Here is a 16,160-nt window from a genome sequence, read left to right as displayed (position 1 = left end):
GGGGGACAGGATCAGCACGAGCTGAGATCGGCACCGATGAGCGGCTTGATCAGGCTCTCGACCCACACCGTGTGGGTCTTGGCGTACTGGTCGATCGCCAGGGCGTCGGTGACCTGCTGACCGACGCTCGTCTCGAGGTGTGCCGAGTAGACGTGCTGCAGGAACGCGGCCAACGTCTGCTGGGAGCCTCCGAGGAGCGGCTTGAGCATGTTCTCGACCAGGACGAGGTGCGTCTTGAGGTACTGGTCGAGGTTCAGGGCGTCGGTGACCTGCTGGCCGACGCCCGTCTCGAGGTGCGCTGCGTAGAGGTGCTGCAGGAACACGTCGACCGAGGACTCGAGCCCGGTGCACACGTCACTCGGCGCCGGCATCGCCATCGGATCGGTCGTCGCTGCCGGTGCGGGTGCCGCCGTGCCGCCCTTCGCCGCAGCAGGTGTCGCCGCAGCCGGCGCTGCCGCCGGTGCGGTCTTGACGACCGGTGTCGTGACGGGGCTCGCGGCCGGCACGAGACCGTCGAGGAGACCACCGGGCGAGCTGGTGCCGGTGACCGAGGCAGCAGGCGCGAGAGCGTCGGTGGTCGCTGGCGACGTACGCAGCGCGAACAACGACAGGGCAGCCGCCAGCGCTGCCAGCAGGGCGACCACCACGAGACTGCGGTTGCGCAGCTCCGGAGATCGGAATGGACTGGTGGACGGTGTGGGGTTCATCTGTCTTGCCTTCCTGAGGGAGGGTTCCTTCGGATGGTGATTCACACGCCTGGACTGGAGGTGACCAGGACACTTGCGGCGCCGAGCACGGCGATGACCAGCACGGTCTCGGTCGCGACCGACGCGATGAACGCGCCGACGGCCGAGCCCCGGTGGGTCGAGCTGGTCAGGTTGCGCCCCACCCAGCTCTTGCTCTTCATCGCCGCCAGCAGGACCGTGGCGAAGAGCGCGAGCTTGATGAACAGCACACGGGCGTAGTGGGTGTGCCAGAAGCCGTCGACGGAGCTGATGATCTGCCAGCTCAGGATCAGCCCGGACGACACGATGACGAGCACCGAGAGCATCGCGATGGTCGAGAACTTCGGCACGATCCGCTCGAGCTCGGCGATGCTGCGCCGTGGGAGCAGGCACACGGTCATGACCGTGAGACCACCGACCCAGGCGCTGATGCCGACGAGGTGCAGGAACTCGGCTGCCGCACCCCAGGTGGGCTGCGCGCCTTGTGTCGCGTGCGCGTTCATGCCGGTCGTACGGATGAGGCCGGCGCCGACGATGAGAGCTGCGACCCGCCAGGGGAGCTCGCGTACGACGTGCTCGCCACGCTGGAACACCGCGGCGACGACGACCGCGGCAAGGAGCCAGAGCAGCGCCATCGCCGTCGTGACACGGCCGAAGTCCTCGTTGAGCGCTTGGCGCAGGGTCATGCCACCGGATGAGCGCCACACGACGACGGCCTCGGAGGTGGCGGCTGCGGCGATGCCCGCCGCCACGGAGATGCCCAGCAGAAGTCGGCTGCGGGGCTCCTTGGCGCCGGCGGGCCAGAGCAGGGAGAGGAAGAGCAGGCCGCCGACGAACACGGCCATCGCGAGGTAGCCGACGATCCGGGCGGCGACCGTCACCCAGGTGATGAGGCGTGAGTCGTCCGGCGGGGCGTGGGCGTTGGCGTCGGCAGTGGCAGCGGCTGCGTGGCTCGCCTTGACGTGCAGGGCGATCACTCCTGAGCTCTCATGACCGTCGTGAGGGTCCTCGGCCTGCCAGTCGAGCAGGACCGTCTTCGCGGGCTTGACGGGGCGCAGGTCGACCGTGAGTGTCGCCGGCTTGCCGGGGACCGCATCGACCTTCAGTCGGGTGCCGTCGGCGGTGACCGTGAGGTCGTCGGGCCCCAGGGACTCGCTGAACACCAGCGTGGCATGTGCGGGCAGCTTCTTGAGGGTCGTCCCTGTGGCGGGGGTCGACTTCTCGAGCTCGTCGTGGGCCTGCGTCGGCGAGGCAAGGCCCAACGTCAGGAGCGCGGTCGCGACGACCGCCAGGGCGCCCAGCTGGGCCAGCCCCCGCCGGCGAGTCATTTGTCGTCCACTTCAGCGGCGGTGGCCGTCGTGGTGCAGCAGGTCGGGCCGACGAGCGTGCCGACCAGGCAGGTCAGGGGGCCCGGAGCCTTGCCCTCGACCGGCGGCCCGGCGAGGTCACTCACGAGCGGCGCCGACGTCAGCACGGACGAGAGGAGCGACGAGGTCAGCTGGCCCACTGCCGGGAGACTGGCGAGCACCGACGGCGGACAGGTGGCGGCCGGTTCGCTCGGCGTGGGCTCGGAATCGGTGGGCGTCGGCTCGGGCTCGGTGACTGCGGGCGCAGGGGTGTCCGCGGGCATCGACATGTCCGGCATCGTGCTGGTGCCCGGCATCGCCATGGGCGGCGCGACCGGCGTCGCGGCGGGAGGGGTGACGACCGGCGCCGCGGGCGCCGCGGCAGCCGGCGGCTGAGGTGCCGGAGCCGCAGTCGCAGCGTCGGTCGGCGCGATGCCGATCCCCGACGCGTAGCCGAGGATCACGACGACCCCGCCGGCGAGCACCGACGCCATGGCGGCGTCGCGACGATCGACGAATCCTGCCCGAGATGAGCTCACAGTGCTTCCCCTTCCGCGCAGGACAGGGAATGGGAGTGGTCCTGCGCGTGCCAACCATGCTGTCGAGCGGGAATCCGCAGATGGTGTCAGCGGCGTGAATTGCACGGATCATTTCGCTCAAGCGACGCGGCTTCCGGGGGTGAGGCGTTGGAAATCGCCCCGACACCCCTCGGGTTCACGCTCGCAACGTGCCGCTGAGGCGTACGCGCGACGTGACCCTCGTTACTCGCCGGTAGTCATGTGACACCCGCGATGTCATACTCAGGGTATGACCGCGCTCGACTCACCCTCCACGACCATGTCGCCTGTCACTCCGGCGCGCGCCGCGGAGCTGACGAGTCTCATCCGCACGACGTCGGGCGAGAGCCGCACCACTCACTCGCCGCTCACCGGCGACCCGGTCGCCGAGGTCCCGGTCTCGAGCATCGCCGACGTCGACGCCGCCTTCGCGAGCGCCCGCGTGGCGCAGGAGGCTTGGGCGCGGACGTCGCTGCGCTCGCGCAAGAAGGCGCTGCTGCGGCTGCACGACCTCGTGCTGGAGCACCAGGACGAGCTGCTGGACCTGATCCAGGTCGAGTCGGGCAAGAGCCGCTCCCACGCGTTCGACGAGGTCGCCCACCTGGCCCTGACTGCCCGCTTCTATGCCCGCCGTCTCAAGAAGCAGATCGGCACGCGCCGCCGCAACGGCGCGCTGCCTGGCCTCACGTCGATCTCGGTCAACCAGGTGCCCAAGGGTGTCGTCGGCATCATCAGCCCGTGGAACTACCCCTTGACGATGGCGATCTCGGACGGCATCCCCGCGATCGCGGCGGGCAACGCCGTGGTGCACAAGCCCGACAGCCAGAGCCCGCTGATCGCCCTCGCCGGCGTCGAGCTCATGCGCAAGGCCGGTATCCCAGCCGATGTCTGGCAGGTCGTGAGCGGCGCCGGCTCGGTCGTGGGCACCGCGATCATCGAGCGGGCCGACTACGTGTGCTTCACCGGGTCGACCGCGACCGGCAAGCTCATCGCCCAGCAGGCCGCCGCCCGGCTGATCAGCTGCTCGCTGGAGCTCGGCGGCAAGAACCCCATGATCGTGCTGCCGAGTGCCGACATCGACAAGGCCGCCGCCGGAGCGGTCCAGGCGTGCTTCTCGTCGGCCGGCCAGCTCTGTGTCTCGATCGAGCGCCTCTACGTCCCGGAGTCGCGGTTCGAGGAGTTCAAGGCGGCGTTCGTGTCCCGGGTCGAGCACCTCTCCTTGGGCGCCGCGCTCGACTGGGACGCCGACATCGGCTCCCTCGTGTCCCAGGCGCAGCTCGACACCGTCACGGACCACGTCAAGGACGCCGTCGCTCACGGGGCGACGGTGCTCGTCGGCGGCAAGCCGCGTCCGGACCTCGGTCCCTACTTCTACGAGCCGACCGTGCTCGAGGGTGTCACCCCTGACGCCGAGTGCTTCGCCGGTGAGACGTTCGGACCGCTCGTGTCGCTCTACCCCTACACGTCCGTCGAGGAGGCCGTCGCGCTCGCCAACCAGGGCGACTACGGCCTCAACGCCAGCATCTGGGGCAAGCCGCGCGAGGCGCGGGCGATCGCGCCGCGCATCAAGGCCGGCACGATCAACATCAACGAGGGCTTCTCGGCCACGTTCGGCAGCGTCGACGCCCCGATGGGCGGCATGCGTCAGTCGGGCCTGGGTCGTCGACAGGGGGCCGAGGGCATCCTGCGCTACACCGAGCCACAGGCCGTCGGCGTGCAGCGTGGCTTCCCGGTCGCCGGACCGGCGTTCCTGCGCCCGCGGACGTACGCCACGGTGTTGACTGCTGGACTGAGGATCCTGAGGAGGACCCCGCGTGCCTGACCATGACTATGACGTCGTCATCATCGGCTCGGGCTTCGGTGGGAGCGTCTCGGCGCTGCGGCTGACCGAGAAGGGCTACAAGGTGGCTGTGCTCGAGGCCGGCAAGCGCTTCGAGGACAAGGACTTCGCCAAGAGCTCGTGGCGGCTGCGCAAGTTCCTGTGGCTGCCCCAGCTCGGCTGCTACGGCATTCAGCGCATCGACAAGCTCAAGGACGTCCTGATCCTGTCGGGCGCCGGTGTCGGTGGTGGCTCGCTCGTCTACGCCAACACCCTCTACGAACCGCTCGACCCGTTCTACAAGGATCCCGCGTGGGGCCACATCACGGACTGGAAGGCCGAGCTGGCGCCCTACTACGACCAGGCCAAGCGCATGCTGGGCGTCTCGGTCTATCCCATCGAGACCGCGGCCGACACGATCATCAAGCAGGTCGCCGAGGACATGGGCGTCGGTGGCACGTTCCACCACACGCCGGTCGGCGTGTTCTTCGGCGCCGAACCTGGTGAGACGGTCGCCGATCCCTACTTCGGTGGCGCCGGACCGGACCGCGCGGGCTGCAAGCACTGCGGCGAGTGCATGACGGGCTGCCGCCACAACGCCAAGAACACCCTGGTCAAGAACTATCTCTACCTCGCGGAGAAGGGCGGCGCCGAGGTGCACCCGCTCACGACGGTCACCTCCGTCACCCCGCTCGCCGGTGGTGGCTACGAGATCGAGACGCGGCGCACCAACAAGCGGTTCCGTCCGCACAAGAAGATCACGGCGCAGCAGGTCATCTTCTCGGCGAGCACGATGGGCACCCAGAAGCTCCTGCACAAGATGAAGGACCGCGGTGCGCTGCCGCAGGTGTCCGACCGGCTCGGGCTGTTGACGCGTACCAACTCCGAGGCGCTGCTCGGTGCGATCGCCAACAGCCGTGACATCGACTACAGCCACGGGGCCGCCATCACGTCGTCGTTCCACCCCGACGAGCACACACACGTCGAGCCGGTGCGCTACGGCAAGGGCTCCAACGCGATGTCGTTGATGCAGACCGTGCTGACCGACGGCAGCACCAGCACGCCGCGCTGGCGCGTGTGGCTCAAGGAGATGTGGCGGCAGAAGGCCAGCATCTTCAAGCTGTACGACCTGCGGCACTGGTCGGAGCGCACCGTCATCGCCCTGGTCATGCAGACGCACGACAACTCGATCACGACGTACACCAAGCGTGGCATCACCGGCCGGCGCAAGCTGACCTCGAAGCAGGGCCACGGCGCGCCCAACCCCTCGTTCATCCCGCCGGCGCACGAGGCGGTGCAGCGGATGGCCGAGCACATGGACGGTACGCCCGGCGGCACGATCGGCGAGCCCTTCAACGTGCCGCTGACGGCGCACTTCATGGGCGGCTGCGCGATCGGCGACTCGCCCGAGACCGGTGTCATCGACCCCTACCAGCGGCTGTTCGGCCACGAGGGCCTGCACGTCGTCGACGGCTCGGCGATCAGCGCCAACCTCGGCGTGAACCCCTCGTTGACGATCACGGCGCAGGCGGAACGCGCGATCTCCTACTGGCCCAACAAGGGGGAGGACGACGTACGCCCGCCCGTCGGCGAGGCCTACCGCAAGCTCCAGCCGGTGGCGCCCAAGAATCCCGTCGTGCCCGCCGATGCCCCGGCCGCCCTGCACCTCCCCATCATCGGCGTGAGCTGAGCGTCCCCTATGGGCGGTGCGTGAGTCGCCCATCCGGGGTTCGGATGGGCGAGCAAGTCACCGCCGGAGCCCGGGCCGCGACGAAGTCGCGGGCAGGACGAAAAGTCCCAGAATGCACAGAGCCCGACCGGGAGGGAGCTCACGGGTCGGGCCCTGTTGTGCCACGAGGAGCAGCACATGATCTAACGGGAGGGAGTGTTGTTAGATCCACCCTGTAAAACGACCGCGGTGACACAGGGTTACGACGTTCTCCACATTATTTTCAGGCCGATAGGATGGGCCGCGTGGCCCCTGATCATGACCTTGTTCTCGTCGTCGACTTCGGGGCTCAATACGCCCAGCTGATAGCCCGCCGGGTGCGTGAGGCGAGGGTCTACTCCGAGATCGTCCCGCACACCATGCCGATCGACGAGATGCTCGCCAAGCAGCCCGCCGCGATCATCCTCTCGGGCGGTCCCTCATCGGTCTACGAGACCGGCGCGCCGCAGCTCGATGCGTCCCTGTTCGACGCCGCCGTACCCGTGTTCGGCATCTGTTACGGCTTCCAGGCCATGGCGCAGGTGCTGGGCGGCAACGTCGCGCACACGGGACAGCGCGAGTACGGCCGTACGTCCGTGAGCATCGTCGAGCCGGGCACGCTGCTCGCCGGGATTCCCACGGCGCTCACCTCGTGGATGTCGCACGGCGACGAGGTCGTCGCGGCGCCCGAGGGCTTCCTCGTCAACGCCAACTCGCCGCGCGCCACGGTGGCCGCGTTCGAGCACACCGAGCGCAAGCTCGCCGGCGTGCAGTGGCATCCCGAGGTGCTGCACAGCGAGCACGGTCAGCGCATCCTCGAGTCGTTCCTCGTCAACATCGCCGGTTGCCGGCAGACCTGGACCAGCAGCAACATCGTCGAGGAGCAGGTCGAGCTGATTCGCCAGCAGGTCGGCGACGCCCGCGTCATCTCGGCCCTGTCGGGCGGAGTCGACTCCGCGGTCTCGACGGCGCTGGTGCAGCGTGCGATCGGTGACCAGTTGACCGCAGTGTTCGTCGACCACGGCCTGCTCCGCGAGGGCGAGGCCGAGCAGGTCGAGAAGGACTACGTCGAGGCGACGGGTGTCGACCTCAAGGTCGTCGACGCGAAGGACCAGTTCCTCGGCTTCTTGGCGGGCGTCTCCGACCCCGAGGAGAAGCGCAAGATCATCGGCCGCGAGTTCATCCGCGTCTTCGAGGCCGCCGAGCGAGAGGTCCTGGCGACGCCCGGCACCCCCGTGAAGTTCCTCGTGCAGGGCACGCTCTACCCCGATGTCGTCGAGTCCGGTGGCGGCGCGGGAGCATCCAACATCAAGAGCCACCACAACGTGGGCGGTCTGCCCGAGGACCTCGAGTTCAGCCTCATCGAGCCCCTCCGCACCCTGTTCAAGGACGAGGTGCGCGATGTCGGTCGCCAGCTCGGCATCCCCGAGGCGATCGTCGGCCGTCACCCGTTCCCCGGTCCGGGCCTCGCGATCCGCATCGTCGGCGCGGTCGACGCCGACCGCCTCCGCATCCTGCGCCGAGCCGACGCGATCGTCCGCGAGGAGACGACGGCGGCCGGCCTCGACGGCGAGATCTGGCAGTTCCCGGTCGTGTTGCTGGCCGATGTCCGCTCGGTCGGAGTCCAGGGCGATGGTCGGACCTACGGGCACCCGATCGTGCTCCGGCCGGTGTCGAGCGAGGACGCGATGACCGCCGACTGGAGCCGCCTCCCGTACGACGTCCTGGAGCGCATCTCGACGCGCATCACCAACGAGGTCGACGAGGTCAACCGGGTCGTCCTCGACATCACGAGCAAGCCGCCCGGCACGATCGAGTGGGAGTGAGACCACCCGTCTTGTTAGGGTCGTCTGAGTCGATCGAAGGGGAACACCAGTGAGCCAGACCGCTTCCCAGCGGCAGAAGAGGGTGTTCCTCGCCCTGTTCGCTGTCGGTGTCCTCGCCGTCGTGGCGTTCGCCGGCTGGCGCCTGATGGGCGACGACGGCAAGGCCGAGCCTCTTGCGGTCGGCAGCGACTCGACCACGACGACCTCGACGACGGCTCCGCCGACCACGTCGGCGACGCCGAGCAAGAAGCCGACGGCGACCACCAAGTGCGAGGGGCCCAAGACCCAGTTCAACGTCGAGGGCACCGAGCAGGACAGCTTGCTGCCCGACTGCGGCACCCAGCCGGTGTCGCACGCTGAGCAGAAGAAGTCCGGTCTGAGCCTCGCCTGCGGTGGCTCGTATCCCGTGATCCTCTACAAGACGACCACGACCGACGCCAAGACGTCGATCTGCGGCAAGGACTCCTCCGGTGAGTCGTTCCGGTTCGTCACCAAGCCGAGCGGCGGCGCCGTGATCGACCTGCCCGGCAGCTATGACCCGCAGCTCGACGCGTTCGTGGCCAAGAAGGACAGCACCTCCTACACCGTGCTCGGCGTCGACGGGACCCTGTTGATCAAGAAGGACGGCTCGACGACCACGCAGAAGTCGTCGGACTGGATCTCGCTCGACAACGAGTCGGACTACGACTGATCGTCAAGCGTCGAACGAGGCGCGAGTCCGGCGGACCACGTCGTCGACCACGGCGGCGAGGTCGTCGGACTCCGCCGCGACCGCACGCTGACGCTCCGCACCGGTGCCGTCGGCCAGCAGACGGCGGATGCCCTCCTCGACGAGCGCCGCGGTGCCGTGCTCCTCGAGCGCAGGCCGGATGTGGTCGAGCAGCACGCCCAGTGCCTTGTCAGCCGGTACGACGGCCCGCGAGACCGGATCCATCAACGACTCCGTGAGCCCGTTGCGCCGGGCGCGCCACCGGGCACCCCTCAACAGGTCGACCCGCCAGGGCGGTGGGATGTCACCGGCTGCGCGCGCCCGCGCGACGGTCTCGACGAGGGCGCGCGACACCTCGGCGATGAGCACGGTGTCGTCGAGGTCGGTGCACGCGTCGGCGACCCTGATCTCGATCGTCGGGAAGTTGCGGGACAGCCGGGCGTCGAAGTACAGCATCCCCTCGTCCAGAGCGGCGCCGGACGCGATCAGCTCGCGCGTGACCTGCTGGTAGCCGTCGACGTCACCGAACGGCTCCACGGGTCCGGCGCTGGGCCATCCGTCGTAGAGCTGGCGCCGCCAGCTGGCGTAGCCGGTGTCCTCACCGCGACAGAACGGCGAGTTCGACGACAGCGCCGCGACCAAGGACAGCCACGGCTGGATGTCGTCGATGATCCCGACCGCCTCGTCCTCGTCGACGGACACGTGCACGTGGGTGCCGCACACCAGGCCGGCCTGGCCGAGCACCTTGCCGTACGTCTCGAGCATCGTGACGTAGCGATGCTTGGGGGTCGTACGACCGTCCTCGTGCGGCAGCACCGGCGTCGCCACGGCTGCCAGCTGGGCGCCGACGGACTCGGCCGACTCCGCCGCCAGCCGCCGCTCCTCGACCAGGTCGAAGCGCAGCGCTGCGAGGTCGGAGTGCGGACGGGTGCGGATCTCCAGCTGTTGGAGGAACAGCTCCTGGTCGAGGTCGTCCTCAGCTGCCCGGGTCGAGTGGACCGCGGCGTCGGACACCGGCGCGAGCCGCTTGGTGCGGGGATCGATCAGGAACATCTCCTCCTCGACGCCCACCTCGCGCACGGTCACGGACCTTCGGAGTCGTCCAGCAGTCCCTCGGCGCGCGCCTCCTGCACGATCCGGCGGACGTTGACGATGTTGCCGCAGTCATCGTCGATCTGCCGGTTGCGCTCGGTGGCGAACTTCTCGCCGAGGTCGAGGCGCGTCGCCTCGCCGACATCCTCGCGAGCGGGATTGAGGATCGTCAGCTCCTCCTCGGTCAGGTGATGGTTGACGAGCTCCGCGAGCTTCTCGAGGGCATCGTCGAACTTCTGGGTGTCGGTGCCCGAGCACTCCAGGAGGGCGAGCAGTGCCTCGTTGCCCTCGGCGTGCTCCTCCTCGCCGTGGTCCACCTCCTCGGCATCGGCCGACGTCTTGCGGCGCAGCGCCGGGTAGACGTACTTCTCCTCCGCCTCGGCATGTGCCACGTGAAGCGCCGAGAACGCCGCGCGTACGCGTTCGCGGTCGCTCTCGGCGTTGCGCAGGTCGCGGAGCAGGGCTTCGAACCGCCGGTGGTCCTCGATGATCAGGTCGATCACGTCGCCCGATTCAGGCCGGCCCAGGTCAATCGTCGTCATGGGAGGCATCTACCCCGGCGGCCGCGCGATCAATCCCGCGTACGACCTGGCAAGGACGCCGTTTGCCCGCGTGGGGCCGTGGGTAGGACAGCCAGATGAACGTGACATCCGAGAAGGCGACGCTGTGAGCGTCAACCGCCGCGTCATGGCTGCGACCCCCGATGACGTCTGGACCGTCCTCGCCGACGGCTGGCTCTATCCGCTGTGGGTCGTGGGGGCGTCCCGCATGCGTGACGTGGACCGTGACTGGCCTGCGGTCGGCAGCCGGATCCATCACTCCGTCGGTGCCTGGCCCCTGCTGATCGACGACCACACCGAGGTGCTCGAAGCAGTCCCCGGCCGGGCGATCACGCTGAAGGTGCGGGCGTGGCCGGTCGGCGAGGGCCGCGTCGAGATCCGGCTCAGCGACATCGGTGCCCGGACCGAGGTCGTCATCACCGAGGAGGCCACCGCGGGCCCCGGCGTCCTCGTCCCGGAGCCGTTCAAGGGACTCAGCCTCAAGTGGCGCAACACCGAGACCCTGCGACGGCTCGCCTTCCTGGTCGAGGGCCGCCACGAGGCGCTCGACCGTGCCCAACGATCGACGAAGGAGAACTGATGCGTGCACTCACCTGGCAGGGAAAGCGTTCCGTCTCGGTGGAGACGGTCCCCGACCCGGTCATCCAGCAGCCCAACGACGCGATCATCAAGGTCACCTCGACCGCGATCTGCGGCTCCGACCTGCACCTGTACGAGGTGCTGGGGCCGTTCCTGCACCCCGGCGACGTGCTGGGCCACGAGACGATGGGCATCGTCCAGGAGGTCGGCCCCGACGCGGGTGACCTCAAGGTCGGCGACCGCGTCGTGATCCCGTTCAACATCTCATGCGGTCACTGCTGGATGTGCTCGCGCGGACTGTTCGCGCAGTGCGAGACGACCCAGAACGAGAAGACCGGCAAGGGCGCGTCGCTGTTCGGCTACACCGAGCTGTACGGCTCGGTGCCGGGCGGTCAGGCCGAGTACCTGCGGGTCCCGGAGGCGCAGTTCGGGCCGATCAAGGTGCCCGAGGGCGTCCCCGACGAGCGTTACCTCTACCTGTCCGACATCCTGCCGACCGCGTGGCAGGCATTCGAGTTCGCCGACGTGCCGGAGGGTGGCACGGTCGCCGTGTTCGGCCTCGGGCCGGTCGGTCAGCTGACCGCCCGCATCGCCCTCAACGCCGGCCGGCGGGTCATCGGAGTCGATCGCATCGCCGAGCGGCTCGACCTCGCGCGCTCGTACGGCGTGGAGGTCATCGACCTCGACTCGGTCGACGAGATCACCGAGGCGATCTTCGACCTGACCGATGGCCGTGGTGCGGACGGCACGATCGACGCGGTCGGCATGGAGGCGCACGGCTCGCCCATCGCCAAGACCGCGATCAGCGCGGTCGGCATGCTGCCCGATGCACTGGCGAAGCCGCTCACCGACAAGTTCGCGATCGACCGGCTCGCCGCGCTGATCGCCTGCATCAAGTCCGTACGCCGTGGCGGCACGGTGTCGGTCAGTGGTGTCTACGGCGGTGAGGTCGACCCGATGCCGGTGATGGAGATGTTCGACCGCGGCATCACGATGCGGCTGGGGCAGTGCCACGTCAAGCGCTGGACCGACGACATCATCACGGTGCTCCAGCACGACGGTGACCTCCTGGGCGTCGAGTCGCTTGCCACGCACCACGTCCCGCTCGAGGAGGCGCCGGCGGCCTACGAGATGTTCCAGAAGAAGCAGGACGGCTGCGTCAAGGTGGTGCTCAAGCCGTGACGGAAGGCGCCCGCGTCACCGTCGTCACGGGTGCGTCGAGCGGCATCGGCCGGGCCGTCGCCCTGCAGTCCGCGGCGGCCGGCGACCATGTCGTGCTGGTGGCCCGAGGTGAACCACCACTGCAGCAGGTCGCGCAGGAGTGCGAGACCTCAGGAGCGGCTTCGACCCTCGTGCTGACGACGGACGTGGGCGACGACGCCCAGGTCGACAAGATGGTGACCGCGGTGACCTCGCAGCACGGGCGGATCGACGCGGTCGTGCACTGCGCCGGCGTCGTGGCGTACGGGCGCACCGAGGAGGTGCCGGCCGAGGTCTTCGAGGGGGTGCTCCGCACCAACCTGACGGGCTCGGTCAACGTCGCCCGCCACACGATCCCGGTGCTGCGCGCACAGGGCGCCGGCTCGCTCGTGCTGTTCGGCTCGGTGATCGGGCACATCAGCGTGCCGGGCATGAGTGCGTACGTGCTGAGCAAGTGGGGCGTCCGCGCACTCGCCCGCCAGCTGCAGCTGGAGAACCGTGACCTGGACGACGTGACGATCGCCTACATCGCGCCCGGCGGCGTCGACACCCCGATCTACGAGCAGGCCGCCAACTACGACGGCTTCGCTGGCCGCCCGCCGCCCCCCGTGCTGTCGCCGGAGCGCGTCGCGCGGATCGCCCTGCAAAGGCTCGACCGCCACCGCGCGCGTACGCAGATCGGCATCGCCAACGACGTGATGCGGTTCGGCTTCAACGCCCTGCCCTGGGCGTTCGACTTCCTCGTCGGGCCACTGTTCCGCACCATGGCGAGCGACCGGACGACGCGAGTCGAGCCCACCGAGGGCAACGTGCTGGAGTCGCACTTCGCCGGCAACCAGGCGCGCGGCGCTCAGGGCAGTGCCTTGGTCGGCATCGGTCGCAACGTGCTCGCCAAGGTCACCGGCAAGGACTCGGCGTGACCCGTAGGTACGACGCCGTCGTCATCGGTGCCGGGCCCAACGGGCTCGTCGCGGCCAACCACCTTGCCGACGCCGGCTGGTCGGTGCTGGTGCTCGAGGCGCAGCCCGAGGTCGGGGGAGCCGTGCGCAGTGCCGAGGACGTGCACCCGGGTTTCGTGCACGACACGTTCAGCGCGTTCTACCCGCTGGCGGAGGCCTCGCCGACGATCCGGTCGTTCCACCTCGAGGACCACGGCCTGGTGTGGCAGCATGCTCCGGCTGTGCTCGGCCATCCGACCAGGGACGGCCAGTGGGCCATGCTGCACCGCGACCGCGACATCACCGCGGCGCTCATGGACGAGCAGCATCCCGGGGACGGAGCAGCGTGGCTCGAGCTCTGCGGCCAGTGGGACCGCATCGGGGACCAGCTGGTCAAGGCGCTGCTGTCGCCGTTCCCGCCGGTCAAGAACGGTCTTGGTGCGCTCGCCAGGCTGCGCAGCGTCGGCGGGCTCGACTTCGTCCGCATGATGCTGACGCCCGCCGCCGAGCTCGGACTCGCTCGGTTCGGTGGCACGTCGCCTCGCCTGCTGGTCGCCGGCAACGCGGGTCACGCCGACATCCCGCTGCACGCGCCGGGCTCGGGGCTGATGGGAGTGCTCCTGGTGATGCTCGGTCAGACCGTCGGCTTCCCGGTGCCGCAGGGGGGCGCCGGGGAGCTGACCAAGGCCTTGGCTCGTCGCTTCCAGTCGTTGGGCGGAGAGATCCACTGCTCGTCGGAGGTGTCGCGGATCAAGGTCGAGGATCGCCGCGCAGTGGGCGTGCGTACGACTGACGGTGAGCACTTCGGGGTGCGTCGCGCCGTGCTGGCCGACGTCGCCGCGCCCCACCTGTACGGCGGGCTGGTGCAGCCTGCGGACCTGCCGGCGCGGACGACCCGGGCCATGAAGTCGTTCGAGCTCGACCCCGGCACGGTCAAGGTCGACTGGGCGCTCGACGGCGTCGTACCGTGGGCCAAGCCGCCGCCACACGACCCCGGCACGTTCCACGTCGCGGACTCGGTCGAGCAGATGACCGAGGCGCTCGGGCAGGTCTCCGCCCGTGCGATCCCTGCGGCGCCGTTCATGCTCGCCGGCCAGATGTCCACGACCGACCCGACGCGCTCGCCGGCCGGCACGGAAGCGCTGTGGGCCTACACGCACGTGCCGCAGGAGGCGATCCGCGACGCCGGGGACGACGGCATCCGTGGGGTGTGGGACCGCGACGACTGCGAACGCTTCGCCGACCGCATGCAGGCGCGCATCGAGGAGGTCGCGCCGGGATTCGGCTCCAAGGTCATGGCCCGCCGCGTGCTGGGGCCGCGCGAGATGGAGCAGCGCAACCTCAACCTCATCGGCGGGGCGATCAACGGCGGCACGGCGCAGCTCCACCAGGAGCTGATCTTCCGGCCGGTGCCGGGGATGGGTCGGGCGGAGACTCCCGTGCGCGGGCTCTACCTGGCGTCGGCGGCGGCGCACCCCGGCGGCGGGGTGCACGGCGCGTGCGGCATGAACGCGGCCCGCGCGGCGATCGCCCACACACGCGTCCGGGAGCTGATGCCCGCGTCGCTCAGGCGGTGAGCTGCTCGCCGGGAGCCGTGAACGTGACGTCGTCGAGGCGTACGGTCGGCTGACGGTACTGCTTCTCGAGCTGTTCCTGCGTGCGCCGGTTGAGGCCGGGATCGACCGACGCCACGGCTTCGTCGACGAGCACGACGCGGAGGTCACGGGCGTAAGGGTCGGCCGCCGTCGTCGCGATGCAGGACTCCGTCGAGACGCCGGTCAGGGCGATCGTCTCGATGCCGTGCGCGGCGAGGAGGTCCTCGAGCTCGGTGCGGAAGAACGCGCTGTCACGGGTCTTGATCACCGTGATGGCCTCGTCCGTGTGCAGCCCGGCGACGGGTTCCGCCCCGGTGGTGCCCTCGATGACCATGCCGCTGTCGTCGTCGCGCATGTTGAGCGCCCACGTGGATCGGTCGCGCGTGTGCTCCGTACGCACCTCGATGACCAGGGCCCCGGCAGCGCTGGCCCTGGCGGCGAGGGTGTTGCACGCGGCGACCAGGTCGTCCCGGCAACGCTCGAGCTCGCTGTCGTTGAAGTAGTCGACCTGCATGTCGACGATCAGCAACGCCTGCACGGCGTACGTCATGGGGCTCCTTCCGTCGATCTGGGAGCGATCTACCCGCAAGACCCGCTGGTCAACCGCTCAACGGAGGCGGTCGAGGTCGGCCTCGGCGTCCTCCAGCTCGCGTTGCGTCTCGCGCTCGGCAGCCTCCGCACGATCGGCCGCCTTGTCGGCCTTGTCGAGCGCCTGCTCGGTGTCGGACACCTCGCGCTCGAGTGCCTTGGCCTTCTTGCGCAGCTCGAGGAGCTCCTCCTGCAGGGCGTCACGGTCCTCCAGCAGCGACTCCAGCTCGTCGGCCGCCGCCTTGGCCTTGCGCCGGGCCTTGTCGACCTTGGCCTCGGCCACCTCGAGACGCTTGCGCTCGAGCTGGGTGGGCCCCTGCTTGACCTTCTTCGTACGTGGTCGGGCCCCTTCGGGCGGGATGGCCACGACGTCGGTCAGGTCGACCGGTTCGAACGGATTGGCCGCGAAGGTCGCGACGAGCAGCCCGTCCTGCACCGCGTTGGCGGCGTCCGGGTCGGTCATCGCGGCGCGCAGGGTCTCCTCGATGCCGGCCGCGGCCTGCGCGCTCAGGGTGCCGCCGGCCGCCGTGACGAGCTCGGCGGCCTCGTCGAGCGCCTGCCTCGTCAGGTCGCGCCGCGCGCGGTCGAGCAGTCGCGTACGCGATCCGTCGGAGTCGGCCTGGGCGTCGCGCAGCTGTTCGCCGAGCTCGACGACCTCCTCGACCAGGTCGGCCTGCTCGCGCGCGAGCGCGTTGACCGCCCATGCGGCGGCGCTGGGCTTGCGCAGCGCCTTGACCTGACGCGCCAGCTCCTTGTCGCCGGCGTCGTCGGCGGCGGCCTTGCGGGCCGCGATGAACTCCGACAGCGGCCGGGCATAGAGCTCCTGGGCGATGGATCGCAGATCGGCCATGCCTCCAGCGTAGGACCGGACGGTCCGGCTCGCGGGTTTGTCGCGGAGGGCCCGCGGGTATGTCCGCG

15 protein-coding genes are annotated in these 16,160 nt (G+C 69.7%); 8 read left to right on the top strand and 7 right to left on the bottom strand.

Annotated elements, in window-relative coordinates; genetic code table 11:
* Positions 1 to 11 precede the first annotated feature (11 nt).
* The 3 genes from ASC61_RS03145 to ASC61_RS19595 are packed head-to-tail and all read right to left on the bottom strand — an operon-like array spanning position 12 to position 2,610.
* The gene (locus ASC61_RS03145) at positions 12 to 707 is read right to left on the bottom strand and encodes a hypothetical protein (RefSeq protein WP_056209218.1); all 696 of its coding nucleotides are present in this window, start codon (positions 705 to 707) and stop codon (positions 12 to 14) included.
* Between the two features lie 41 nt (positions 708 to 748).
* Entirely contained in the window at positions 749 to 2,053 is a 1,305-nt protein-coding gene (locus ASC61_RS03140) for a copper resistance CopC/CopD family protein (RefSeq protein WP_056209216.1), read from the bottom strand.
* Positions 2,050 to 2,610 carry a hypothetical protein gene (locus ASC61_RS19595; protein ID WP_157439358.1) on the bottom strand — a complete coding sequence of 187 codons (561 nt, stop codon included), beginning with the start codon at positions 2,608 to 2,610 and terminating at the stop codon, positions 2,050 to 2,052. Before ASC61_RS19595 ends, ASC61_RS03140 begins: the two co-directional genes overlap by 4 nt.
* A gap of 268 nt (positions 2,611 to 2,878) precedes the next feature.
* Between ASC61_RS19595 and ASC61_RS03130 the strand changes: the two genes are divergently transcribed.
* From ASC61_RS03130 to ASC61_RS03115, 4 genes are all read left to right on the top strand, one after another.
* The gene (locus ASC61_RS03130; protein WP_056209211.1) at positions 2,879 to 4,450 is read left to right on the top strand and encodes a succinic semialdehyde dehydrogenase; all 1,572 of its coding nucleotides are present in this window, start codon (positions 2,879 to 2,881) and stop codon (positions 4,448 to 4,450) included.
* Positions 4,443 to 6,137: a GMC oxidoreductase gene (locus tag ASC61_RS03125; protein ID WP_056209208.1), complete on the top strand. Its 1,695-nt coding sequence runs from the start codon at positions 4,443 to 4,445 to the stop codon at positions 6,135 to 6,137. Before ASC61_RS03130 ends, ASC61_RS03125 begins: the two co-directional genes overlap by 8 nt.
* A 284-nt stretch (positions 6,138 to 6,421) precedes the next feature.
* Positions 6,422 to 7,981, top strand: coding sequence for a glutamine-hydrolyzing GMP synthase (guaA, locus tag ASC61_RS03120; RefSeq protein WP_235503468.1), 1,560 nt, complete (start codon positions 6,422 to 6,424; stop codon positions 7,979 to 7,981).
* A gap of 49 nt (positions 7,982 to 8,030) precedes the next feature.
* The gene (locus tag ASC61_RS03115; protein ID WP_157439357.1) at positions 8,031 to 8,672 is read left to right on the top strand and encodes a hypothetical protein; all 642 of its coding nucleotides are present in this window, start codon (positions 8,031 to 8,033) and stop codon (positions 8,670 to 8,672) included.
* 3 nt (positions 8,673 to 8,675) lie between these two features.
* Here the strand turns inward: ASC61_RS03115 and ASC61_RS03110 are convergent, their stop codons facing one another.
* Together ASC61_RS03110 and ASC61_RS03105 are read right to left on the bottom strand one after the other, a co-directional pair.
* Positions 8,676 to 9,776, bottom strand: coding sequence for a carboxylate-amine ligase (locus ASC61_RS03110; RefSeq protein ID WP_056209201.1), 1,101 nt, complete (start codon positions 9,774 to 9,776; stop codon positions 8,676 to 8,678).
* Complete coding sequence (locus ASC61_RS03105) at positions 9,773 to 10,324, bottom strand: hemerythrin domain-containing protein (RefSeq protein ID WP_056209199.1); 552 nt, start codon at positions 10,322 to 10,324, stop codon at positions 9,773 to 9,775. Before ASC61_RS03105 ends, ASC61_RS03110 begins: the two co-directional genes overlap by 4 nt.
* Before the next feature lie 124 nt (positions 10,325 to 10,448).
* On the opposite strand from ASC61_RS03105, the gene ASC61_RS03100 reads away from it, so the two are divergent.
* The 4 genes from ASC61_RS03100 to ASC61_RS03085 are packed head-to-tail and all read left to right on the top strand — an operon-like array spanning position 10,449 to position 14,636.
* On the top strand, positions 10,449 to 10,922 hold the full coding sequence (locus ASC61_RS03100) for an SRPBCC family protein (protein ID WP_056209197.1): 474 nt from the start codon (positions 10,449 to 10,451) through the stop codon (positions 10,920 to 10,922).
* Positions 10,922 to 12,103, top strand: coding sequence for a zinc-dependent alcohol dehydrogenase (locus ASC61_RS03095; RefSeq protein WP_056209194.1), 1,182 nt, complete (start codon positions 10,922 to 10,924; stop codon positions 12,101 to 12,103). The genes ASC61_RS03100 and ASC61_RS03095 overlap by 1 nt, the downstream gene beginning before the upstream one ends.
* Positions 12,100 to 13,041 (top strand): SDR family NAD(P)-dependent oxidoreductase, encoded by a 942-nt coding sequence (locus tag ASC61_RS03090; RefSeq protein WP_082530421.1) that lies wholly within the window; start codon positions 12,100 to 12,102, stop codon positions 13,039 to 13,041. The genes ASC61_RS03095 and ASC61_RS03090 overlap by 4 nt, the downstream gene beginning before the upstream one ends.
* Complete coding sequence (locus tag ASC61_RS03085; protein ID WP_056209191.1) at positions 13,038 to 14,636, top strand: phytoene desaturase family protein; 1,599 nt, start codon at positions 13,038 to 13,040, stop codon at positions 14,634 to 14,636. The genes ASC61_RS03090 and ASC61_RS03085 overlap by 4 nt, the downstream gene beginning before the upstream one ends.
* On the opposite strand, the gene ASC61_RS03080 is transcribed toward ASC61_RS03085, so the two are convergent.
* Complete coding sequence (locus ASC61_RS03080) at positions 14,626 to 15,204, bottom strand: cysteine hydrolase family protein (RefSeq protein WP_056209188.1); 579 nt, start codon at positions 15,202 to 15,204, stop codon at positions 14,626 to 14,628. The genes ASC61_RS03085 and ASC61_RS03080 overlap by 11 nt on opposite strands.
* Positions 15,205 to 15,261: 57 nt before the next feature.
* Positions 15,262 to 16,092, bottom strand: coding sequence for a hypothetical protein (locus ASC61_RS03075; protein ID WP_056209185.1), 831 nt, complete (start codon positions 16,090 to 16,092; stop codon positions 15,262 to 15,264).
* Positions 16,093 to 16,160: the final 68 nt, after the last annotated feature.

Origin of the sequence: Aeromicrobium sp. Root344 (assembly GCF_001425755.1) — a bacterium.
Taxonomy (GTDB): domain Bacteria; phylum Actinomycetota; class Actinomycetes; order Propionibacteriales; family Nocardioidaceae; genus Aeromicrobium.
Note: the sequence above shows the minus strand (reverse complement) of the source record. Positions and strands in the feature narration are given on the sequence as shown.

Bases quoted from the DNA above. Each gene is read 5' to 3' on its own strand.
- ASC61_RS03145 (WP_056209218.1), bottom strand. From the start codon at position 707: ATGAACCCCACACCGTCCACCAGTCCATTCCGATCTCCGGAGCTGCGC.
- ASC61_RS03140 (WP_056209216.1), bottom strand. From the start codon at position 2,053: ATGACTCGCCGGCGGGGGCTGGCCCAGCTGGGCGCCCTGGCGGTCGTC.
- ASC61_RS03130 (WP_056209211.1), top strand. From the start codon at position 2,879: ATGACCGCGCTCGACTCACCCTCCACGACCATGTCGCCTGTCACTCCG.
- ASC61_RS03105 (WP_056209199.1), bottom strand. From the start codon at position 10,324: ATGACGACGATTGACCTGGGCCGGCCTGAATCGGGCGACGTGATCGAC.
- ASC61_RS03095 (WP_056209194.1), top strand. From the start codon at position 10,922: ATGCGTGCACTCACCTGGCAGGGAAAGCGTTCCGTCTCGGTGGAGACG.
- ASC61_RS03080 (WP_056209188.1), bottom strand. From the start codon at position 15,204: ATGACGTACGCCGTGCAGGCGTTGCTGATCGTCGACATGCAGGTCGAC.
- ASC61_RS03075 (WP_056209185.1), bottom strand. From the start codon at position 16,092: ATGGCCGATCTGCGATCCATCGCCCAGGAGCTCTATGCCCGGCCGCTG.